Source organism: Streptomyces sp. NPDC015139 (genome assembly GCF_043079785.1).
In the GTDB taxonomy this organism is placed as follows: domain Bacteria; phylum Actinomycetota; class Actinomycetes; order Streptomycetales; family Streptomycetaceae; genus Streptomyces; species Streptomyces albidocamelliae.
Map to the genome: position 1 here is coordinate 104,548 of NZ_JBIBUW010000006.1, position 15,378 is coordinate 119,925.

The following is a 15,378-nucleotide window of genomic DNA, read 5'->3' on the forward strand; positions in this document are numbered from 1 at the left end:
GGGTTCGCCGCGGGGAGCGTGGAAGGGAAGAGCCATGGAGATCTCGGGCGTCATCAGCGCCATCGTCATCGGGCTCGTCATCGGCGTACTGGGCAGGCTGGTGGTGCCGGGACGCCAGCACATCGGCGTGCTGTGGACCATCGCCGTCGGCATCGTCGCCGCGCTGCTGGGCTCGGCGATCGCCGCCGGGTTCGGAGTCGCGGACACCAACGGGCCGGACTGGATCGAGTGGTTCGTCCAGATCGCCCTGGCGGCCGTGGGCGTCGCGGCGCTCGACCGGGCCCGGGTCCGCCGCTAGGGCCTGTCGTTCGGATCAGGCCGGCCCGGCTCACGGTGCCTTGTCGGCCGGCCCGAGCGGGGCGTGGTGCGTTCAGCCGCAAGGCGGAGGAGGGCGGCGACGCGGAGCGTCGACAACCGACGACGACGCCGCAGATGCGCGTGCCACGCCCCGCGACGCGGGCATGATCCAAACGGCAGGCCCTGGGCGCGGTCAACCGCCGTACAGGTAGGGGGTGGTGGTGCTGAGCGCGTGGAAGCCCAGGCGCTCCAGGATCGGGCGGCTCATGGGTGAGGCGTCGACCTGGAGGTAGCGGTACCCGCGGGCGGCGGCGACGCGGGCGCGGTGGGCGACCAGGGCGCGGTAGACACCCCGGCCCCGCCAGGCCTCGACGGTGCCGCCGCCCCACAGCCCGGCGAACCGGGTACTGGGCACCAACTCCATGCGCGCGGCGCTGACGGCTTCGCCATCCGCGAGCGCGACCACGGCGACGACCGCCGCGGGGGCGGCCGCGAGGCCGTCGAGCAACCGGTGCCGCAGCCGGGTGCCGTCGGTCCCGAAGGCCCGCTCGTGGACGTCCACGACGAGGTCGACCCCGGCCGCGTCGGTGACCTCCACGAGCCGTACGCCGTCGGGCGGTTCGCCGTCCAGGACGAGCCGGGACACCTCGCCGATCATCAGCGTCTCCTCGGGCTCGGCCCGGAAGCCCGCGGCGGCGAGCCGGCGGCCGAGGTCCACGGGCCGGTCGTGGCCGTACAGCTTCCACTCGAAGTCGCGGCCGAGGCCGGTGAAAAAGGCGATCTGCTCGTCGATCGCCCGGTCCGCGCCGGCCTCGTCCAGGCCGGACCAGAGCACGCCGTTCCAGCCCCGCTCGTCCGCGATCTGCCGTACCACCGCGCCGGTTCGCTCGATCCGTGCGGTGGGGCCGTCGGGCCGGGCGCCCTCGCGCATGTCGCGGTCGAAGAGGGCGAGCACCGCGGTGTGATCCATGCGCCCACTCCAGCACGCCCGTCCCGCGCCGGGCAACGGAGTTACGGGAGGCCGGACGTGCCCGCCCCCGGCCGTACCGCGGCCAGATAGGTGCTCAGCCGGTCGCGGTTGCGGGCGAGGCAGTCGATGCGGGTCTGGATGCGGTCGATGTGGTCCTGGAGCAGCGCGGCCGTCCGCGGGGTCACGCACTCCGCGGGCGGGTGCAGTTCGCCGGGCCCGGAGAGGTACGGCAGGATCACGCGGATCATCTCGGTGGTGAGTCCGGAGTCGAGCAGGCCGCGGATCTGCCGGACGTCGGCGACCGAGGACTCGGGGTAGCTGCGGTAGCCGTTGCCGGTCCGGTCGGGGGACAGCAGTCCCTGCTCCTCGTAGTAGCGCAGCAGCCGGGTGGGGACGTCCGTCCGGCGCGAGAGCTCACCGATCCGCATGCCGACCTCCTGGGACCCGCTTGACCTTCACACTGATGTCAAACTTCCACCATGGTCGCATGACTGCGTCCTCCCACGTCAAGGGCGGTGCGCTGCCGTGGCCGGGGCTGCTCGCCCTGTCCTGCGCCGCGTTCACCGCCGTTCTGACCGAGCTCCTTCCGGCCGGCCTGCTGCCCGCGATGGCACCGGCCCTCGGCGTCGCCGGGTCACGGATCGGCTTCCTCGTCACCGCCTACGCGGCCGCCTCCTTCCTGGCCGCGGTCCCGCTGACCGCCGCGCTGCGCGGACTGCCGCGGCGGCGGGTGCTGTGCGGTGCGCTGCTGGGGCTCGCCCTGAGCAACACACTGGTCGCGCTCTCCGGGTCGTACCCGCTCACCTTCGCGGCCCGGCTGCTCGCCGGGGCGACGGGCGGCACGCTGTGGGCGATGCTGGTCGGCTACGCGGCCCGTATGGTGCCGGCCGAGCGGCGCGGCCGGGCGATCGCCGTCGTCCTCGCCGGGATCACCCTGGCCCTGGCGTGCGGGCTGCCCGCCGGTACCGCGCTGGCGGGCGCGCTGGGCTGGCGGGCCGCGTTCGCCGTGCAGGCCCTGCTCACCGTGCTGCTCGTCGGCTGGGTGCGGGCACGGGTGCCCGCCCTGCCCGGGGAACCCGCGCACGCGCGCGTGCCGGTCGCCCGCGTCGCCACGCGTCCGGGAATCCGCCCCGTGCTGGCCGTGACGCTGTTCCTGCTGCTGGGGCACCAGGTGATGTACACGTACGTCGCCCCGTTCGCCGCGCACTCCGGGTACGGCCGTACGGACCTGCTGCTCGCGGTGTTCGGCGGCGCGACGGTGGCCGGGATCTGGGTCACGGGCCTGCTGGTCGACCGGTGGCCGCGCCGCACCCTGCTCGGGGCGCTGGCCCTGTTCGCCGGGGTGCTGCCGGTGCTGGGCGCGAGCGCCGGGCGGCCCGTTCCGCTGGTCGCCGCCGTATCGCTGTGGGGCGTGGCCTTCGGCGGGGCGCCGACCCTGATCCAGACCGCGCTGGTCGACGCCTCCGGGCCGGCCGACGCCGATGTGGCGACCTCGCTGCAGACCACGGTGTACAACATGGGCATCGCCGCCGGCTCGCTCACCGGCGGCCTGGCCCTGGACACGGCGGGCCCCGGGGCACTGCCCTGGACCGCCCTGCCCCCGGTTCTGCTGGCGCTCGCAACGGTCCTGGCCGCACGACGGCACGCCTTTCCCGCGCGGCGGCGCGGGGTCGCCGCGGAGGCAGGGCCGGTGGCCGGGGCGGCCTCGGTGGCCGTAATCCGCCCGGCCGGAGATCATGCCGTGAGGAGGTGCGCCGATGGTGCGGGACAGTGAGCTCGGACATCTGCGCCGCTGCGTGGAGCTGGCGGCCGAAGCGCTGGAGGCGGGGGACGAGCCCTTCGGCTCGGTGCTCGTGGCCGGCGACGGGACGGTGCTGGCGGAGGACCGCAACCGGGTGGCCGGCGGCGACCGCACCCGGCACCCGGAGTTCGAACTGGCCCGCTGGGCCGCCGAGCGTCTCGCACCCGGCGAGCGTGCGGCGGCGACCGTGTACACCTCCGGCGAGCACTGCCCGATGTGCGCGGCGGCGCACGCCTGGGTGGGGCTCGGCCGGATCGTCTACGTCGCCTCCGCGGAGCAGCTCACGGGCTGGCTGACCGAGCTGGGCGTGCCCGCGCCGCCGGTGCGACCCCTGCCCGTGCGGGAGGTCGCGCCCGGTGTGGCCGTCGAGGGCCCGGTGCCGGAGCTGGTGGCCGAGGTGCGGGAACTGCACCGCCGGTGCCGGGCACCGCGCGGGTGACACCGGCCGGGGTCAGCCCAGTTCGAGTGTGGTGACACCGAACACCCGCTCCCGCGCGTGCGCCCGCACCGGCCCGGTGTACATGCGGGCGGTCTCGAAGGAGGGCCGCAGTCCGGCCTCTTCGGCGAGGGCGACACCGGCCGCGTTCGGCTCGGGCACGTCGACGGCGACCTCGCGTCCGGCGGCGTCGGCGACGAGGGCGGAGAACAGGGCACGGGCGTCCTCGGCGGTGTCCGCGAAGAGGGGCCCGATGCGCAGGGTGTCGACACCGGGGCGGAGTACGCCGTACCCGGCGAGCCGGCCGCCGTCGTGACGGACGAAGGCGCGGTGGCCGGGGCCGGTGAGCCACTCGGCGAGGAAACGCGGGCGGTCGGCCGGGCAGCAGGCGCCGTCGTAGACCACGATGTCGGCGAGGTCGGCGGGACCCGCGGGCCGTACTCCCGCTGCCGGCCGCTGCTCGTGGGCGATCCCGGTGAACCGGACGGTGCGGTGGGCGAGTTCGAAGCCGGACTGGCGGTAGTTGTCCTGCTGGGCGACCACGCCGTCCAGACCCACCGTGCGGTCGCCGGCGTGGGCCAGGGCGGTCTTCCAGGTGGTGAGGCCGTGGCCGTGGCCGCGCAGGTCGGACCGGACGAGGTAGCAGCCGAGGAAGGCGTAGTCGGGGCCGTGGTTGACGACGGAGACGGCGGACACCGGCTCGCCGTCGATCCGGCCGAGGAAGAATCCGTCGGGGTCCTGGGCGAAGAAGGCGGGCCCGTCGGACAGTCCCGGATTCCAGCCCTCCGCCGCCGCCCACCCGCTGATCACCGGCCAGTCGGCGAGGGTGGCCTGGGTGACGACGAGGTCGTGGGGGGCCGCAGAGGTCATCGGTGCGCTCCGTTTCCTTCGGGGTCGGGCTGCCGTGCGGAGCGGCCCCGGCCGGGGCCGCCCGCAGCATCCTTTCCGATCAACGACCGCGGCGCCATGAGGAGTTCGGCCGTCGTGCCCGGTGCGCGACGAAGCCCCACCGGGCCGCGGCCGGGTGGGGCCTCGGAGCCCGCCCGATCAGCGGGTGCGGTCCGGGCGGAAGCGGCGGTAGAGGACCGCGCCCGTGACGAGCAGCGCGGCGCTGCCGGCGACCGCGGGCGCCGTCAGATCCGCACCGGTGTGGGCCAGCGAGGCCCCGGCCGGCCGCGGGGCACGATGCGGGTGCGCCTTCACGGGGGCCGGCGGCCTCGGCGCCGGGGTGTGCGGGTGGCGCGGGGTGCGCGGCTGCTCGGTGGGGCCGTTGACCGACTGGTTGCCGGTGGCGGGGTTGCCCACTCCGACGACGTCGACACTGTTCCCGCTGATGTTCACCGGCAGGTGGACGGGGAGCTGGACGGCGTTGCCGGACGCCACTCCCGGCGAGTCCTGCGCCGTACCGTGGGCGGACGCCCCGCCGGACGAGGACGATCCGCCCTTTCCGGCGCCGCCGGTGTTCGCGCAGGTGTTGCCCGCCGCCGGGTTGAGCAGCCCCACCACGTCCACGGTGTTGCCGCAGACGTTCACCGGCACGTCCACCGGGAGCTGGATGCCGTTGCCGGAGATCAGCCCGGGCGAGCCGACCGCGGCGCCGTCGGCCGAGGCGCCGTCCGCCGCGAAGGCGGCGGACACCGGGAGCGCCATGGCCATCGCGCCGGACGCGGCGGCGACGGCGATCACACCGTTTCGGGTAGCCCGTCTCATAGGTTCCCTGCCTTCCAGACATCGTCGCGGGCACTCACCCGCACCTCTTCAAACGCAGACGCACCATCCGAGTTATGGCTTATCGGTCTTTCACCCCATCGAGTGGCAGGCTTATCGAACTGCAGGGAAAGCCGACCAATGATCACCAACCGGAAGGCCGGGACGGAGGGTGCGAAGGGTACGGCACCGGGTGCCAGTCCGCTCGTCGGGAGGCGGGTCCCGCGGGGCCCGCTTATGGTGATCCGAGGGCGCGGTCCCGGTCCGCGGGGGCGCCCCGGGAGGCGATCGATGCTGGTCAAGCTGTCCCCACGGCCCGCTGTGCGGCGCTGCGCGGGCGCCGGGGCCCTCGCCCTGGCGCTCGTCGGGGCCGGGCTGCCCGCGGCCGCCGCCGAACAGCCGCAGCCGGATCTGTCGCGCTTCTACCGGCAGCACGTGAAGTGGGCCGCCTGCCAGACGCCCGACGTGCCGAAGGACCTCCAGTGCGGCAAGGTCACGGTCCCGGTCGACTACGCCCACCCGCGCGCGGGCACCCTGGACGTGGCGCTGGCCCGCTATCGCGCCACCGGCACGTCGCGCGGCTCGGTGCTGCTGAACTTCGGCGGCCCGGGCGGTGCGGGCGTCAACGAACTCGCCGACGACGGCCGGCAGTTCATGGACCTGACCAACGGCTACGACGTCGTCACCTTCGACCCGCGCGGGGTCGGCCGCTCCTCCCCCGTCAGCTGCGGCGACGGCACCGACGACACCGCGGCGCCGACCGGCCGGCAGCCGGACATCGATCATCCGCAGGCGCTGTTCAAGCAGTTGCGGCGGGCCGCCGACGCGTGCGCCCGGCACTCGGGCCCGGTGCTGCCGCACGTAGGCACCGTGAACGCCGCCCACGACATGGACGTCATCCGTCAGGCACTCGGTGACAAGAAGCTCAACTACCTCGGTTTCTCCTACGGAACGCGGCTCGGCGCGGTGTACGCGGCGCAGTTCCCGCACCACGTCGGCCGACTGGTCCTGGACGGGGTGGACACCCTGACCGAGCCGCTGTCCGAGCAGGGAGTGGCGGGTGCCCAGGGGCAGCAGACCGCGCTGGACGACTTCCTGGACTGGTGTACGACGGACATCGCGTGTCCGTTCGGGACCGACCGGCGTGCGGCGGGCGACGAGGTGGTCCGGATCGTGCGCTCGCTCGACGAGAACCCGGTGCCGACGGATCTCGGCGGCTCGTTCTCCGGCCAGGACCTGGTGGGCGCCCTCGCGCAGGCCCTCTACAGCCGGGACCTGTGGCCCTCCCTGGAGCGGGCGCTGGCCTCGCTGGTGGAGGACGGCGACACCCGGGGGGTACTGAACTTCGCCGGCGGTGGCATCGGCGTGCACGGGGCACGGCACCGCGGTGACGGCGGGCTCGTGGACGCCGACGAGGTGCCGGCGGACAACCTGTCGGCCGCCCTGATGGCGATCAACTGCGCGGACGACCCCGACCGGCCCGACGAGCAGCGGCTCACCGCGGACCTGCGGGAACTGCGGGCCGCCTACGACCGGGCGTCACCGGTCTTCGGCCGCTACCGGCTCACCCAGTTGCTGATGTGCTTCGGCCGCCCCCGGGGCACGGACTTCATCCGCGACCGGGTCAAGGACGTCGACGCGGCCAAGATGCTGCTGGTGGGCACACGCGGCGACCCGGCGACGCCGTACCGGTGGACCGTCGAGACGGCGAAGCGGCTCGGCCCGTCGGCCGTCGTCCTCGACAACAAGGGCGAGGGCCACACCGGCTACTCGTCCTCCACCTGTGTGCACCGCAGGATCAACGACTTCCTGCTCTACGGCTCCCTGCCGCCGAACGGCAGCTCCTGCCCGGCGAACGGGAAGGACTGGAGCGCCGGCGTGGGCACCTCCGACTGAGAGGGGCGAACACCCCGACGAGTGACAGGAACCACCCAAGCGGGTATCGGACGTGAATCCGTGACAACCGTCCGGATTCCCCGGCGGTCTCACCGGGCAGGCGAGCCTCGGCCGCCCGTTCCCGTACGTGACCCGACAGGGGGAAACACCATGCGCCTCCGCGCCACCATCGCCGTGTCCACCGCCTCGGCCGCCACCGCCGCCCTGCTGCTGACCGCGCCGCAGAGTCAGGCCGCCACCGGGCGGGCCCCGGCCTCGCCCTGCGCCGAGAAGGCGCTGACGGTCCGGGCGAAGGCCGTCGCCGCCGACCGGACCGTGGTGCGGATGAGCGTCACCAACCGCGGTGCCCGCGCCTGTGCCGTGGACCGGGTGCCCACGGTGACCTTCGGGGACCTCGACGGGGCCGCGCTGCCCGCGCCGGCGGGCGGCACCGGCACCTACCGGCTCGCGGCGGGCGGCACCGCCTACGCGGACGTCCGCACCATCGGCGACCCGGCGGACCCCGAGGCCCGCCGGACGGACTCGCTGACCGTCGCCGCGTCGGCCGCGCACTGGGGCCGCTCCTTCACCGCCGCACGGCTCGGCACGGGCAGGAAGGTCCCGGTGTGGGAACCGGTGACGACCTGGTGGAAGACGTCGGCGGCGGCCGCCGACCGGGCCATCGGCCTCAGCTGAGGTCCAGCTCGGGCGTGTACAGGTCGAGCCAGCGGGCGAGGTCCAGGGTGCGCTCCAGGCCGCGCCGGGCCCACTGACTGCCCACCGGTTCCTGCCGCTCGGCGGCCCGGCGGACGCGGTCCCGGTCGACCAGGTCGAAGACGCGGTGGGAGGGCCGGGAGAGCAGGTCCTTGGCCTGCTCCTGGAGCGCGCGGGCGTACCGCGGGTCCTGGGTGGACGGGTAGGGGCTCTTGACCCGGTCGTACACCGAGCGCGGCAGCACGTCCGCCCCGGCCTCCCGCAGCAGGCTCTTCTCCCGGCCGTCGAAGGACTTCAGCGCCCAGGGGGCGTTGTAGACGTACTCGACCAGCCGGTGGTCGCAGAACGGCACCCGGACCTCCAGGCCGACGGCCATGCTCATCCGGTCCTTGCGGTCCAGCAGGGCGCGGACGAAGCGGGTCAGGTGCAGATGGCTCATGCGCCGCATGCGGTACTCGAAGTCGCTCTCGCCCTCCAGCCGGTCGACCCGGGCGGCGGCGGCGCGGTAGCCGTCGGCGGCGTACCCCGCCAGGTCCAGCGACTTGGCGAGGTCGGGACGGAGCACGTCGGAGTCGTCGCCGAAGTGGCGGCCCATGTGCACCAGCCAGGGGAAGGTGTCGGCGGCGCGCGCCTCCTCGTCGAAGAACTGGAGGTAGCCGCCGAAGACCTCGTCGGCGGACTCGCCGGACAGGGCGACGGTGGACTTCTCGCGGACGGCGCGGAAGAGCAGCAGCAGCGAGGTGTCCATGTCGCCGAAGCCGGCGGGCAGGTCGCGGGCGCGGATCACCTGGTCGCGCAGGGCGGGGTCGGCGAGGGAGTCCGCGTCGAGCACGATGTCCCGGTGGTCGGTGCCGGCGTACCCGGCCACGTCGTGCACGAAGGGGGTGTCGGGGGTGCCGCGCAGTTCGTCGGCGACGAAGTGGTCCGCCTGGCCGACGAAGTCGACGGCGAAGCTGCGCACCTTCTCGCCGTGCTCGGCGAGCCGGCGGGCGGCGAGCGCGGTCATCACCGAGGAGTCGAGGCCGCCGGAGAGCAGGGTGCAGCGCGGTACGTCGGCGACGAGCTGCCGGCGCACGATGTCGTCCAGGAGGGTGCGCACGGTCGCGATCGTGGTGTCGCGGTCGTCGGTGTGCGGGCGGGTCTCCAGCCGCCAGTAGGCGCGGGTGGTGAGGCCGGAACGGTCCACGGTGACGACGGTGCCCGGTTCCACCTCGCGCATGCCGTCCCGGATCGCGTGCCCGGGCGTCTTGACCAGGACGAACAGTTCGCGCAGGCCGTCCAGTGAGACGCGGGGGCGGGCCAGCGGGTTGGCGAGGACCGCCTTGGGCTCGGAGCCGAAGAGGACGCCGTCGGGGGTCGGGTGGTAGTAGAAGGGCTTGATGCCCATACGGTCGCGGATCATGACGAGCTTGTCGTGGCGGCCGTCCCAGACGGCGAACGCGTACATGCCGTTGAGGCGTTCGGCGACCACGTCACCCCACTCGAGGTAGCCGTACAGGACGACCTCGGTGTCGGAGTCGGTGGTGAAGCGATGGCCGCGGCCCTGGAGTTCCCGGCGCAGCTCGGTGAAGTTGTACGCCTCCCCGGAGTAGACCAGGGCGACGGTCCCCCCGGGGGGCCCGCACGGACATCGGCTGACGGCCGCCGGGGAGATCGATGACGGCGAGCCGGCGGTGACCGAGCGCGGCGGGCCCCTCGGCCCAGGTGCCGCGGTCGTCCGGGCCCCGGCAGGCCATCGTCTCGGTCATCGCGTGCAAGGTGGGTGCCTCGGCGGTCAGCTCACGGTCGAAGGAGACCCATCCGGTGATGCCGCACATGCGCTACCTCCTGCCTCCGGCCCGCCCCGGGACCGCCGCCCGCCCGCACCCGCGGGCGGCCGGGGCCCGCGACCCAACCAGATGTATCGAGCACCTAGATGACGAGCCTCCGTCGGCGCTCGCGCGCGGTCAACGCGGCCGTCCGCCGGACGGCCGCTCCACCCCCGTGGTTCCGGCCGCGTTTTGCCTTCGCGAAATCCGGCGAGGCCCGCGTCGCCGGGCCGGCTCCGTCCGGAACCGGCCACGGGCAAAGACTTCTCCAAACACCCCGGAGGTTCACGCCTTCACGGTCACGAACCGCTCCAGCGTCGCGGTCAGTTCCGCCGGCTTCTCCAGGGGCAGCTCATGGCCCGCGTCCAGGATGCGCACCTCGGCGTCCGGGTAGGCCTTGGCCATCCGGAGCATCTGCCGCACCGGCAGCTGGACGTCGTGGTAGCCGTGCACCATCAGGGTGGGCACGCGGATCTCCCCGGCCCGGTCGAGCACGTCGAAGGCCCGCATGGCGCCGTACAGCGTCATGACGACCTCGCGCGGAGTACCGGCGGAGGCCCGGACGTGCTCGCGGATCTCCTCGCGCGGGTACCCGGGCGCGAAGGCCCGCTGGATGTTGGCCGCGACGAACAGCTTGAAGGGCACGAGGGTGGACGCCGCCATCAGCAGGCCCCGGCCGCGGCTGTACGCCATCCTGCCGATGGAGTTGACCAGCACCATCCGCTCCACCCGCGCGGGATGGGCGAGGGCGATGGTCTGCGCGATCATCCCGCCCATCGAGTGGCCGACCAGCACGAACCGCTCGACCTCCAGATGGTCGAGCAGGGCCAGGACGTCCTCGGCGAGCTCGGCGACCGTGCGCACCCCGGCGCCCGTGCTGTCCCCGTGACCGCGCAGGTCCAGGCGGATCACCCGGCGTCTGCCGGAGAAGTGCGCCGTCTGGTGGTCCCAGCGGTGCCGGTTCGCGGTCCAGCCGTGGACGAACACCAGGGGCGCGTCCGCCGCGTCGCGGGGCCCCTCGTCGTCGTACGTCAGGGCCGCTCCGTCGAGTTCGAGCTGCGGCATGGGGGCCTCCTGGGGCGCGGTACGGTCCGGTTACTGACGGGTACGGTAACGGTGCGCGGGGCACCGCGTCACCGGCGTGCGCCGGGGAGGGGCAGGGCGCCTTCGCCCCGGATTAGCCCGAATGCCGTAAAGGCGAATCGGCCCTATCGTCGTGTCATGGAGCACGCACTGAGTCCCGCAACCCTTGCCCGACTGCGGCGCCCGCGTCCCTACCCGGCGGTGTCCGTGCTGACCCCCACGCACCGCCGTGAACGCGGGAGCGGCCAGGATCCGGTCCGGCTGCGCAACGTCGTGGCCGAGGCCCGCAAGCGTCTGGAGTCCGATCCCGCGGTCAGCCGCGACCGGCGCGCCGACGTCGAGGCGCAACTCGACCGGGCGCTGTCGGAGGTGGACCTGACGCACGCCGAGGACGGCCTCGTCATCTTCGCCGCGCCGGGCGAGCACCAGGTGTGGTCGCTGGCCCGCACCGTCCCCGAACGCGTGGTGCTGTCGGACACCTTCCTCACCCGCAACCTGGTCGCCGCGCAGGCCGCGGAACGGCCCTTCTGGGTGCTGTCGGTCTCCGCCGACCGCGTCACGCTGTGGAGCGGCGGACCGGACCGCGTCGTCGAGGCGAACTCCGGTGACTTCCCGCTCGACCGCGCCCGGCCGAACTTCGACGCCGAACGCCAGATGCGCATCGGTGATTCACCGAGCACCTTCCGCGACGAGGGCACCCGGCAGTTCCTGCGGGAGGCGGACACCGCGATGACCGCGATCCTGCGCGAGCAGCCCCGTCCGCTGTACATCACCGGCGAACAGGCGGCGCTCTCCCTGATGGAGGAGGTCGGCAGCGTCGCCAGGTGCGGCGTGCACGTCCGCCACGGAGGTCTCGCGCACGGCGGGCCCGACGCCGTGTGGCAGGCCGTCGGCCCCGTCCTGGAGGCGGAGTCGACCAGGGGCACCTCGTCCGTGGTCCGCGAGCTGACCTCCGCGCGGGGGCACCGGAACTACGCGGCCGGTCTGGACGAGCTGTGGCAGAACGCCCGGGAAGGCCGGGTCCGGCTGCTCGCCGTGGAGGAGAACTACCGCGCCGTCGTCCGTGATTACGGCGAGCACCTGGTGCCGGCCGCGGCCGGCGACCTCGACGCCCGCGAGGACATCGTGGACGAGATCGTCGAGCAGTGCCTGGAGACCGGCGCCGAGGTGCGGTTCGTCCCCGACGGCACACTGAGCGACTCGGACGGCATCGCCGGCGTGCTGCGGTACTGAAGCCTCTGCCCCTGCCCCTGCCCCTGCCCCGCACGGACCCCGAGGCGTCCCCGAGGCGGCCCCGCCGGGCCACCCGGGGACGCCGTCTCCCGTCGGCGTACGCTACGGCGTGATCGTCGGCGGGAGGGAGTTCGCACATGGGTGACCTGCTGGGTGTGGCGGTACTGGGTGCCGGTCACATGGGCGCCGACCACATACGCCGTCTCGACCAAGTGGTCAGCGGCGCCAGGGTCGCGGCCGTGGCCGACCCCGACATCGAACGGGCGAAGGAGGCCGCGGCGGGCCTCACCGGCGTCACCGTGCACACCGATCACCTCGCCGCCCTGGACGCGCCCGGCGTGGCGGCCGTCCTCGTCGCCTCCCCCGGTCCGGCCCACGAGGAGGCGCTGCTCGCCTGTTTCGCGCGCGGGCTGCCGGTGCTGTGCGAGAAGCCCATGGTGCCGGACTCCGCCGGCGCACTGCGGGTCGTGGAGGCGGAGGCCGCACTCGGCCGGCGGCTCGCGCAGATCGGGTTCATGCGCCGCTACGACGCCGAGTACCGGCGACTGAAGGCACTCCTCGACGGGGGGCGCCTCGGCCGGCCGCTGATGCTGCACTGCACCCACCGCAACGTCTCCTCCCCCGCCCACTTCACCAGCGCCATGCTGGTCAACAGCTCCGTCTCGCACGAGATCGACGCGGCCCGCTGGCTGCTCGGGCAGGAGCTGACCGCGGTGACCGTGCTGCGGCCCGCCCCGTCCTCGGACGCTCCCGAGGGCCTGATAGATCCGCAGTTCGTGCTGTTGGAGTCCGAGCGGGGCGCGCTCGTCGACGTCGAGGTCTTCGTCAACAGCGGCTTCGGCTACCAGGTGCGCTGCGAGGCCGTGTGCGAGAGGGGCAGCGCCCGGATCGGCGACGAGCACACCATGGTGGTCACCACCAGGGGCGGCGCCGCGGAGGAGGTGGCGCAGGACTATCTCGTGCGGTTCGCCGGTGCCTACGACCGCGAGGTGCAGGCCTGGGTCGACGCGACCCGGCGCGGGGAGGTCACCGGACCGGGCGTCTGGGACGGCTACGCCGCGGCCGCCGTGGCGGAGGCGGGCGTGCGGTCCCTCGAAACGGGCGGCCGGGTCGCCGTCGATCTCGCTCCGCGTCCCCGCCCGCGCTAGGAGGGGAGGCCCGGGGGAGCCTCCCGCCCGGCGCTTCACACCCCGTCGAACAGGGCGCTCAGCCCCCGCTCCACCACGGCCGCCAGGTCCTCGTGCCCGGCCGGGACGAGCTCATAGGTCCGCAGCAGGAAGCGGCGCAGCGCCGAGGTCTGGAACTGCAGCAGGGCCAGTCCGTAGGGCGAGTGGAACTCCAGCACCGTCCGCGTGCCGCCGCACGGCCATATCTGCACGTCCCCGTGGCCGGCCGGGGCCCGCAGTCCCTGGTCGAGCAGGGCACGCGCGAAGATCCAGGTGAGCTCCTCACCGTCCAGGGCGGCCTCGGCGGGGAAGTCCACGAAGACGGCGAGCGGATCGGCGGCGGAGTAGCGAAGGGTGGCCGTCACCGGGACCTCCCGGTCCTCCGCGGTGATGAGCCGTGCGTGGGCGGGCTGTTCGATGCAGATGTCCATGCCTTAATGGAGTCTGTCGGGGCCCCTCGCATGGCGCCAAATCCGGTCAGAATTCGGCCGGTACCGGCCTTCGTCCAGGCGAGGGAACACATGAGCGTCGAACACCTGCGTGATCACCGCACGATGACCGTCGGCAAGGGGCAACTCCCGTAGGCCGTCTACGACTTCATTTGCGCAACGCCTACACCATTCGTACACGTGGAACGGTCCGGGAAGACTCTGGCATATGCCGGAAGCACCACCGTATCGTGTGTTGCCAAATCCCTTACGGGGCGTCGCGGGCTGTGCCACAGTCGTAACGGTCCCCGCCTGTCGTCCCTGGCCGTACCGTCCCCCTTCGGAGTCGTCATGCCGTCCCCAGTCTCCGCGGACCGCTCAGCCGCCCAGCCACCCGGACGCGGCTCGGTGGAGGCGTTGATCACCCAGGCGCGGCGCCTCAAGGGGGACGTGGACGCCGTACGGCGGGACACCAGGAGCGACGGTTCGGACCCGGAGGACCGCTGGCAGCGCGCCCTGTACGACCTCGCGCTGCACCAGCTGGACGATCTGGACGCGCACCTCGCCCAGTTGCGGGACGGCCCGGAGCCCGCTCCGGCCGAGCCCCCCGCTCCCCCGGCCGTCCGGCCGCCGGTCGGCGCCCCGCGCGGGTCCCTGCTCAGCCGCGTCGGCAGTGCGGAGTGGAACCTCCTGACGGACGAGGCCACCTGGTCCGGGGAGCTGTACCAGATCCTCGGCCGCGACCCGGCAGAACCCGCCCTCACCCTGGACGAGATGCCCTCCCTGGTCGTGGACGAGGACCGGCCGACGCTGACAGCGATGGTGACGGACTGCCTGGTCGACGGGAAGCCGATCGACGGCGAGTTCCGTGTCCTGCGGCCCGACACCACCGTGCGCACCGTGCACATGATGGGGGAGCCCGTACTCGGCGCCGACGGCGGCACCGCCTCGATGTGGGCCGTGCTGCGGGACGTCAGCGAACTGCGGCGCCGCCGGCGGGACGTGCGCGAGAGCCGCGACTCGCTGCGGCACCAGCGCCGGCAGGAGGAGACCGAGCAGCGGATCGCGACCGAGCTGCAGGAAGCCGTACTGCCGCCGGCCCGTGGCTCCCTGCGGCTCCCGCACCGGGCACCACCGGCCCTCGACCTCGCCGGCCACCGCCTGCCCGCGACGACCGGCCGGCTGATCGGCGGGGACTGGTACGACGCGCTGGACCTGTCCGACGGGCAGACCCTGCTCAGCGTCGGCGACCTCACCGGACAGGGGGTCGCCGTCGCCTCCGGCATGGCGACGCTGCTCGGCGCCGTACGCGGCATGGCGATGGCCGGCACCGAGCCGGGCCACCTGCTCGCCCTGCTCAACCAGTTACTGGACGCCACCGTGCAGCCGGTTCTCGGCAGCGCCCTGTGCTGCCGCTACCGGCCGGAGACCCGCACCCTGCTCTGGGCACAGGCAGGACACCCCGCCCCGCTGCTGTACCGCGACGGGACGGGGTGTGTGCTGGACGCGCCGGACGGTGTCCTGCTCGGCGCGACCACCGGAGCCGCCTACGGGCAGGCCGTCGAGCACCTCCGGGCCGGCGACCTCCTCCTGCTGTACACCGACGGGCTGGTGGCCGGGTGCCGCACGTCGGCGGCCGTGGACCGACTGCTCGGCCTCGCCCCACGGTTCGGCGCGGCGACCACCGCGCAGGACTGTGTACGGGCGGTCGTCGAGGAGTTCGGCGAGGCCGGGCGCGCCGACGACGGGTGTGTGCTCGTCGCCAGGGTCACCGGCTGAACCGGCACGCGGGCGCGCGAGAACACGGACGCGGATCGGTACGCGGGACGGACTTCGGGTTCAGGACTCCACGAGCGAAAT

General features: G+C 73.8%; 14 protein-coding genes and 1 pseudogene. 8 read left to right on the forward strand and 7 right to left on the reverse strand.

The annotated features are described in order from the left end of the window. The first annotated feature begins 34 nt into the window (after positions 1-34). Positions 35-298, forward strand: a complete 264-nt coding sequence (locus ACF08B_RS18065) for a GlsB/YeaQ/YmgE family stress response membrane protein (RefSeq protein ID WP_392318231.1) — start codon at positions 35-37, stop codon at positions 296-298. A 192-nt stretch (positions 299-490) separates the two neighbouring features. On the opposite strand, the gene ACF08B_RS18070 is transcribed toward ACF08B_RS18065, so the two are convergent. After that, positions 491-1,267, reverse strand: a complete 777-nt coding sequence (locus tag ACF08B_RS18070; protein WP_392318232.1) for a GNAT family N-acetyltransferase — start codon at positions 1,265-1,267, stop codon at positions 491-493. A 41-nt stretch (positions 1,268-1,308) separates the two neighbouring features. Continuing rightward, a complete protein-coding gene (locus tag ACF08B_RS18075) occupies positions 1,309-1,695 on the reverse strand; it encodes a MerR family transcriptional regulator (protein WP_392318233.1) in 387 nt (128 codons plus the stop codon). A 59-nt stretch (positions 1,696-1,754) separates the two neighbouring features. On the opposite strand from ACF08B_RS18075, the gene ACF08B_RS18080 reads away from it, so the two are divergent. Beyond that, positions 1,755-3,041 carry an MFS transporter gene (locus ACF08B_RS18080; protein ID WP_392318234.1) on the forward strand — a complete coding sequence of 429 codons (1,287 nt, stop codon included), beginning with the start codon at positions 1,755-1,757 and terminating at the stop codon, positions 3,039-3,041. Next, positions 3,025-3,507, forward strand: a complete 483-nt coding sequence (locus ACF08B_RS18085; RefSeq protein ID WP_392318235.1) for a nucleoside deaminase — start codon at positions 3,025-3,027, stop codon at positions 3,505-3,507. Before ACF08B_RS18080 ends, ACF08B_RS18085 begins: the two co-directional genes overlap by 17 nt. A gap of 12 nt (positions 3,508-3,519) precedes the next feature. Here ACF08B_RS18085 and ACF08B_RS18090 read toward each other — a convergent pair whose 3' ends face one another. Both ACF08B_RS18090 and ACF08B_RS18095 read right to left on the reverse strand, forming a co-directional pair. Next, positions 3,520-4,374: a GNAT family N-acetyltransferase gene (locus ACF08B_RS18090; protein ID WP_392318236.1), complete on the reverse strand. Its 855-nt coding sequence runs from the start codon at positions 4,372-4,374 to the stop codon at positions 3,520-3,522. Positions 4,375-4,551: 177 nt separating this feature from the next. Continuing rightward, positions 4,552-5,214 carry a chaplin family protein gene (locus ACF08B_RS18095; protein WP_392318237.1) on the reverse strand — a complete coding sequence of 221 codons (663 nt, stop codon included), beginning with the start codon at positions 5,212-5,214 and terminating at the stop codon, positions 4,552-4,554. A gap of 288 nt (positions 5,215-5,502) precedes the next feature. Between ACF08B_RS18095 and ACF08B_RS18100 the strand changes: the two genes are divergently transcribed. Then, a complete protein-coding gene (locus ACF08B_RS18100) occupies positions 5,503-7,107 on the forward strand; it encodes an alpha/beta hydrolase (protein WP_392318238.1) in 1,605 nt (534 codons plus the stop codon). 150 nt (positions 7,108-7,257) lie between these two features. Next, the gene (locus tag ACF08B_RS18105) at positions 7,258-7,782 is read left to right on the forward strand and encodes a DUF4232 domain-containing protein (protein ID WP_392318239.1); all 525 of its coding nucleotides are present in this window, start codon (positions 7,258-7,260) and stop codon (positions 7,780-7,782) included. Here ACF08B_RS18105 and asnB read toward each other — a convergent pair. Next, positions 7,775-9,617, reverse strand: a pseudogene (gene asnB, locus ACF08B_RS18110) (asparagine synthase (glutamine-hydrolyzing)). The gene ACF08B_RS18105 and the pseudogene asnB overlap by 8 nt on opposite strands. 276 nt (positions 9,618-9,893) lie before the next feature. Next, positions 9,894-10,673 (reverse strand): alpha/beta fold hydrolase, encoded by a 780-nt coding sequence (locus ACF08B_RS18115; protein WP_392318240.1) that lies wholly within the window; start codon positions 10,671-10,673, stop codon positions 9,894-9,896. Positions 10,674-10,829: 156 nt separating this feature from the next. On the opposite strand from ACF08B_RS18115, the gene ACF08B_RS18120 reads away from it, so the two are divergent. Together ACF08B_RS18120 and ACF08B_RS18125 are read left to right on the forward strand one after the other, a co-directional pair. After that, on the forward strand, positions 10,830-11,924 hold the full coding sequence (locus ACF08B_RS18120; protein ID WP_392318241.1) for a chemotaxis protein: 1,095 nt from the start codon (positions 10,830-10,832) through the stop codon (positions 11,922-11,924). 137 nt (positions 11,925-12,061) lie between these two features. Further along, positions 12,062-13,072 (forward strand): Gfo/Idh/MocA family protein, encoded by a 1,011-nt coding sequence (locus ACF08B_RS18125; RefSeq protein ID WP_392318242.1) that lies wholly within the window; start codon positions 12,062-12,064, stop codon positions 13,070-13,072. Between the two features lie 35 nt (positions 13,073-13,107). Here ACF08B_RS18125 and ACF08B_RS18130 read toward each other — a convergent pair whose 3' ends face one another. Continuing rightward, positions 13,108-13,521, reverse strand: coding sequence for an SsgA family sporulation/cell division regulator (locus ACF08B_RS18130; protein WP_392318243.1), 414 nt, complete (start codon positions 13,519-13,521; stop codon positions 13,108-13,110). Between the two features lie 348 nt (positions 13,522-13,869). On the opposite strand from ACF08B_RS18130, the gene ACF08B_RS18135 reads away from it, so the two are divergent. Continuing rightward, positions 13,870-15,297, forward strand: coding sequence for a PP2C family protein-serine/threonine phosphatase (locus ACF08B_RS18135; protein ID WP_392318244.1), 1,428 nt, complete (start codon positions 13,870-13,872; stop codon positions 15,295-15,297). Positions 15,298-15,378 lie beyond the last annotated feature (81 nt).

Bases quoted from the DNA above. Each gene is read 5' to 3' on its own strand.
- ACF08B_RS18065 (WP_392318231.1), top strand. From the start codon at position 35: ATGGAGATCTCGGGCGTCATCAGCGCCATCGTCATCGGGCTCGTCATC.
- ACF08B_RS18070 (WP_392318232.1), bottom strand. From the start codon at position 1,267: ATGGATCACACCGCGGTGCTCGCCCTCTTCGACCGCGACATGCGCGAG.
- ACF08B_RS18075 (WP_392318233.1), bottom strand. From the start codon at position 1,695: ATGCGGATCGGTGAGCTCTCGCGCCGGACGGACGTCCCCACCCGGCTG.
- ACF08B_RS18080 (WP_392318234.1), top strand. From the start codon at position 1,755: ATGACTGCGTCCTCCCACGTCAAGGGCGGTGCGCTGCCGTGGCCGGGG.
- ACF08B_RS18085 (WP_392318235.1), top strand. From the start codon at position 3,025: ATGGTGCGGGACAGTGAGCTCGGACATCTGCGCCGCTGCGTGGAGCTG.
- ACF08B_RS18090 (WP_392318236.1), bottom strand. From the start codon at position 4,374: ATGACCTCTGCGGCCCCCCACGACCTCGTCGTCACCCAGGCCACCCTC.
- ACF08B_RS18095 (WP_392318237.1), bottom strand. From the start codon at position 5,214: ATGAGACGGGCTACCCGAAACGGTGTGATCGCCGTCGCCGCCGCGTCC.
- ACF08B_RS18100 (WP_392318238.1), top strand. From the start codon at position 5,503: ATGCTGGTCAAGCTGTCCCCACGGCCCGCTGTGCGGCGCTGCGCGGGC.
- ACF08B_RS18105 (WP_392318239.1), top strand. From the start codon at position 7,258: ATGCGCCTCCGCGCCACCATCGCCGTGTCCACCGCCTCGGCCGCCACC.
- ACF08B_RS18115 (WP_392318240.1), bottom strand. From the start codon at position 10,673: ATGCCGCAGCTCGAACTCGACGGAGCGGCCCTGACGTACGACGACGAG.
- ACF08B_RS18120 (WP_392318241.1), top strand. From the start codon at position 10,830: ATGGAGCACGCACTGAGTCCCGCAACCCTTGCCCGACTGCGGCGCCCG.
- ACF08B_RS18125 (WP_392318242.1), top strand. From the start codon at position 12,062: ATGGGTGACCTGCTGGGTGTGGCGGTACTGGGTGCCGGTCACATGGGC.
- ACF08B_RS18130 (WP_392318243.1), bottom strand. From the start codon at position 13,521: ATGGACATCTGCATCGAACAGCCCGCCCACGCACGGCTCATCACCGCG.
- ACF08B_RS18135 (WP_392318244.1), top strand. From the start codon at position 13,870: ATGCCGTCCCCAGTCTCCGCGGACCGCTCAGCCGCCCAGCCACCCGGA.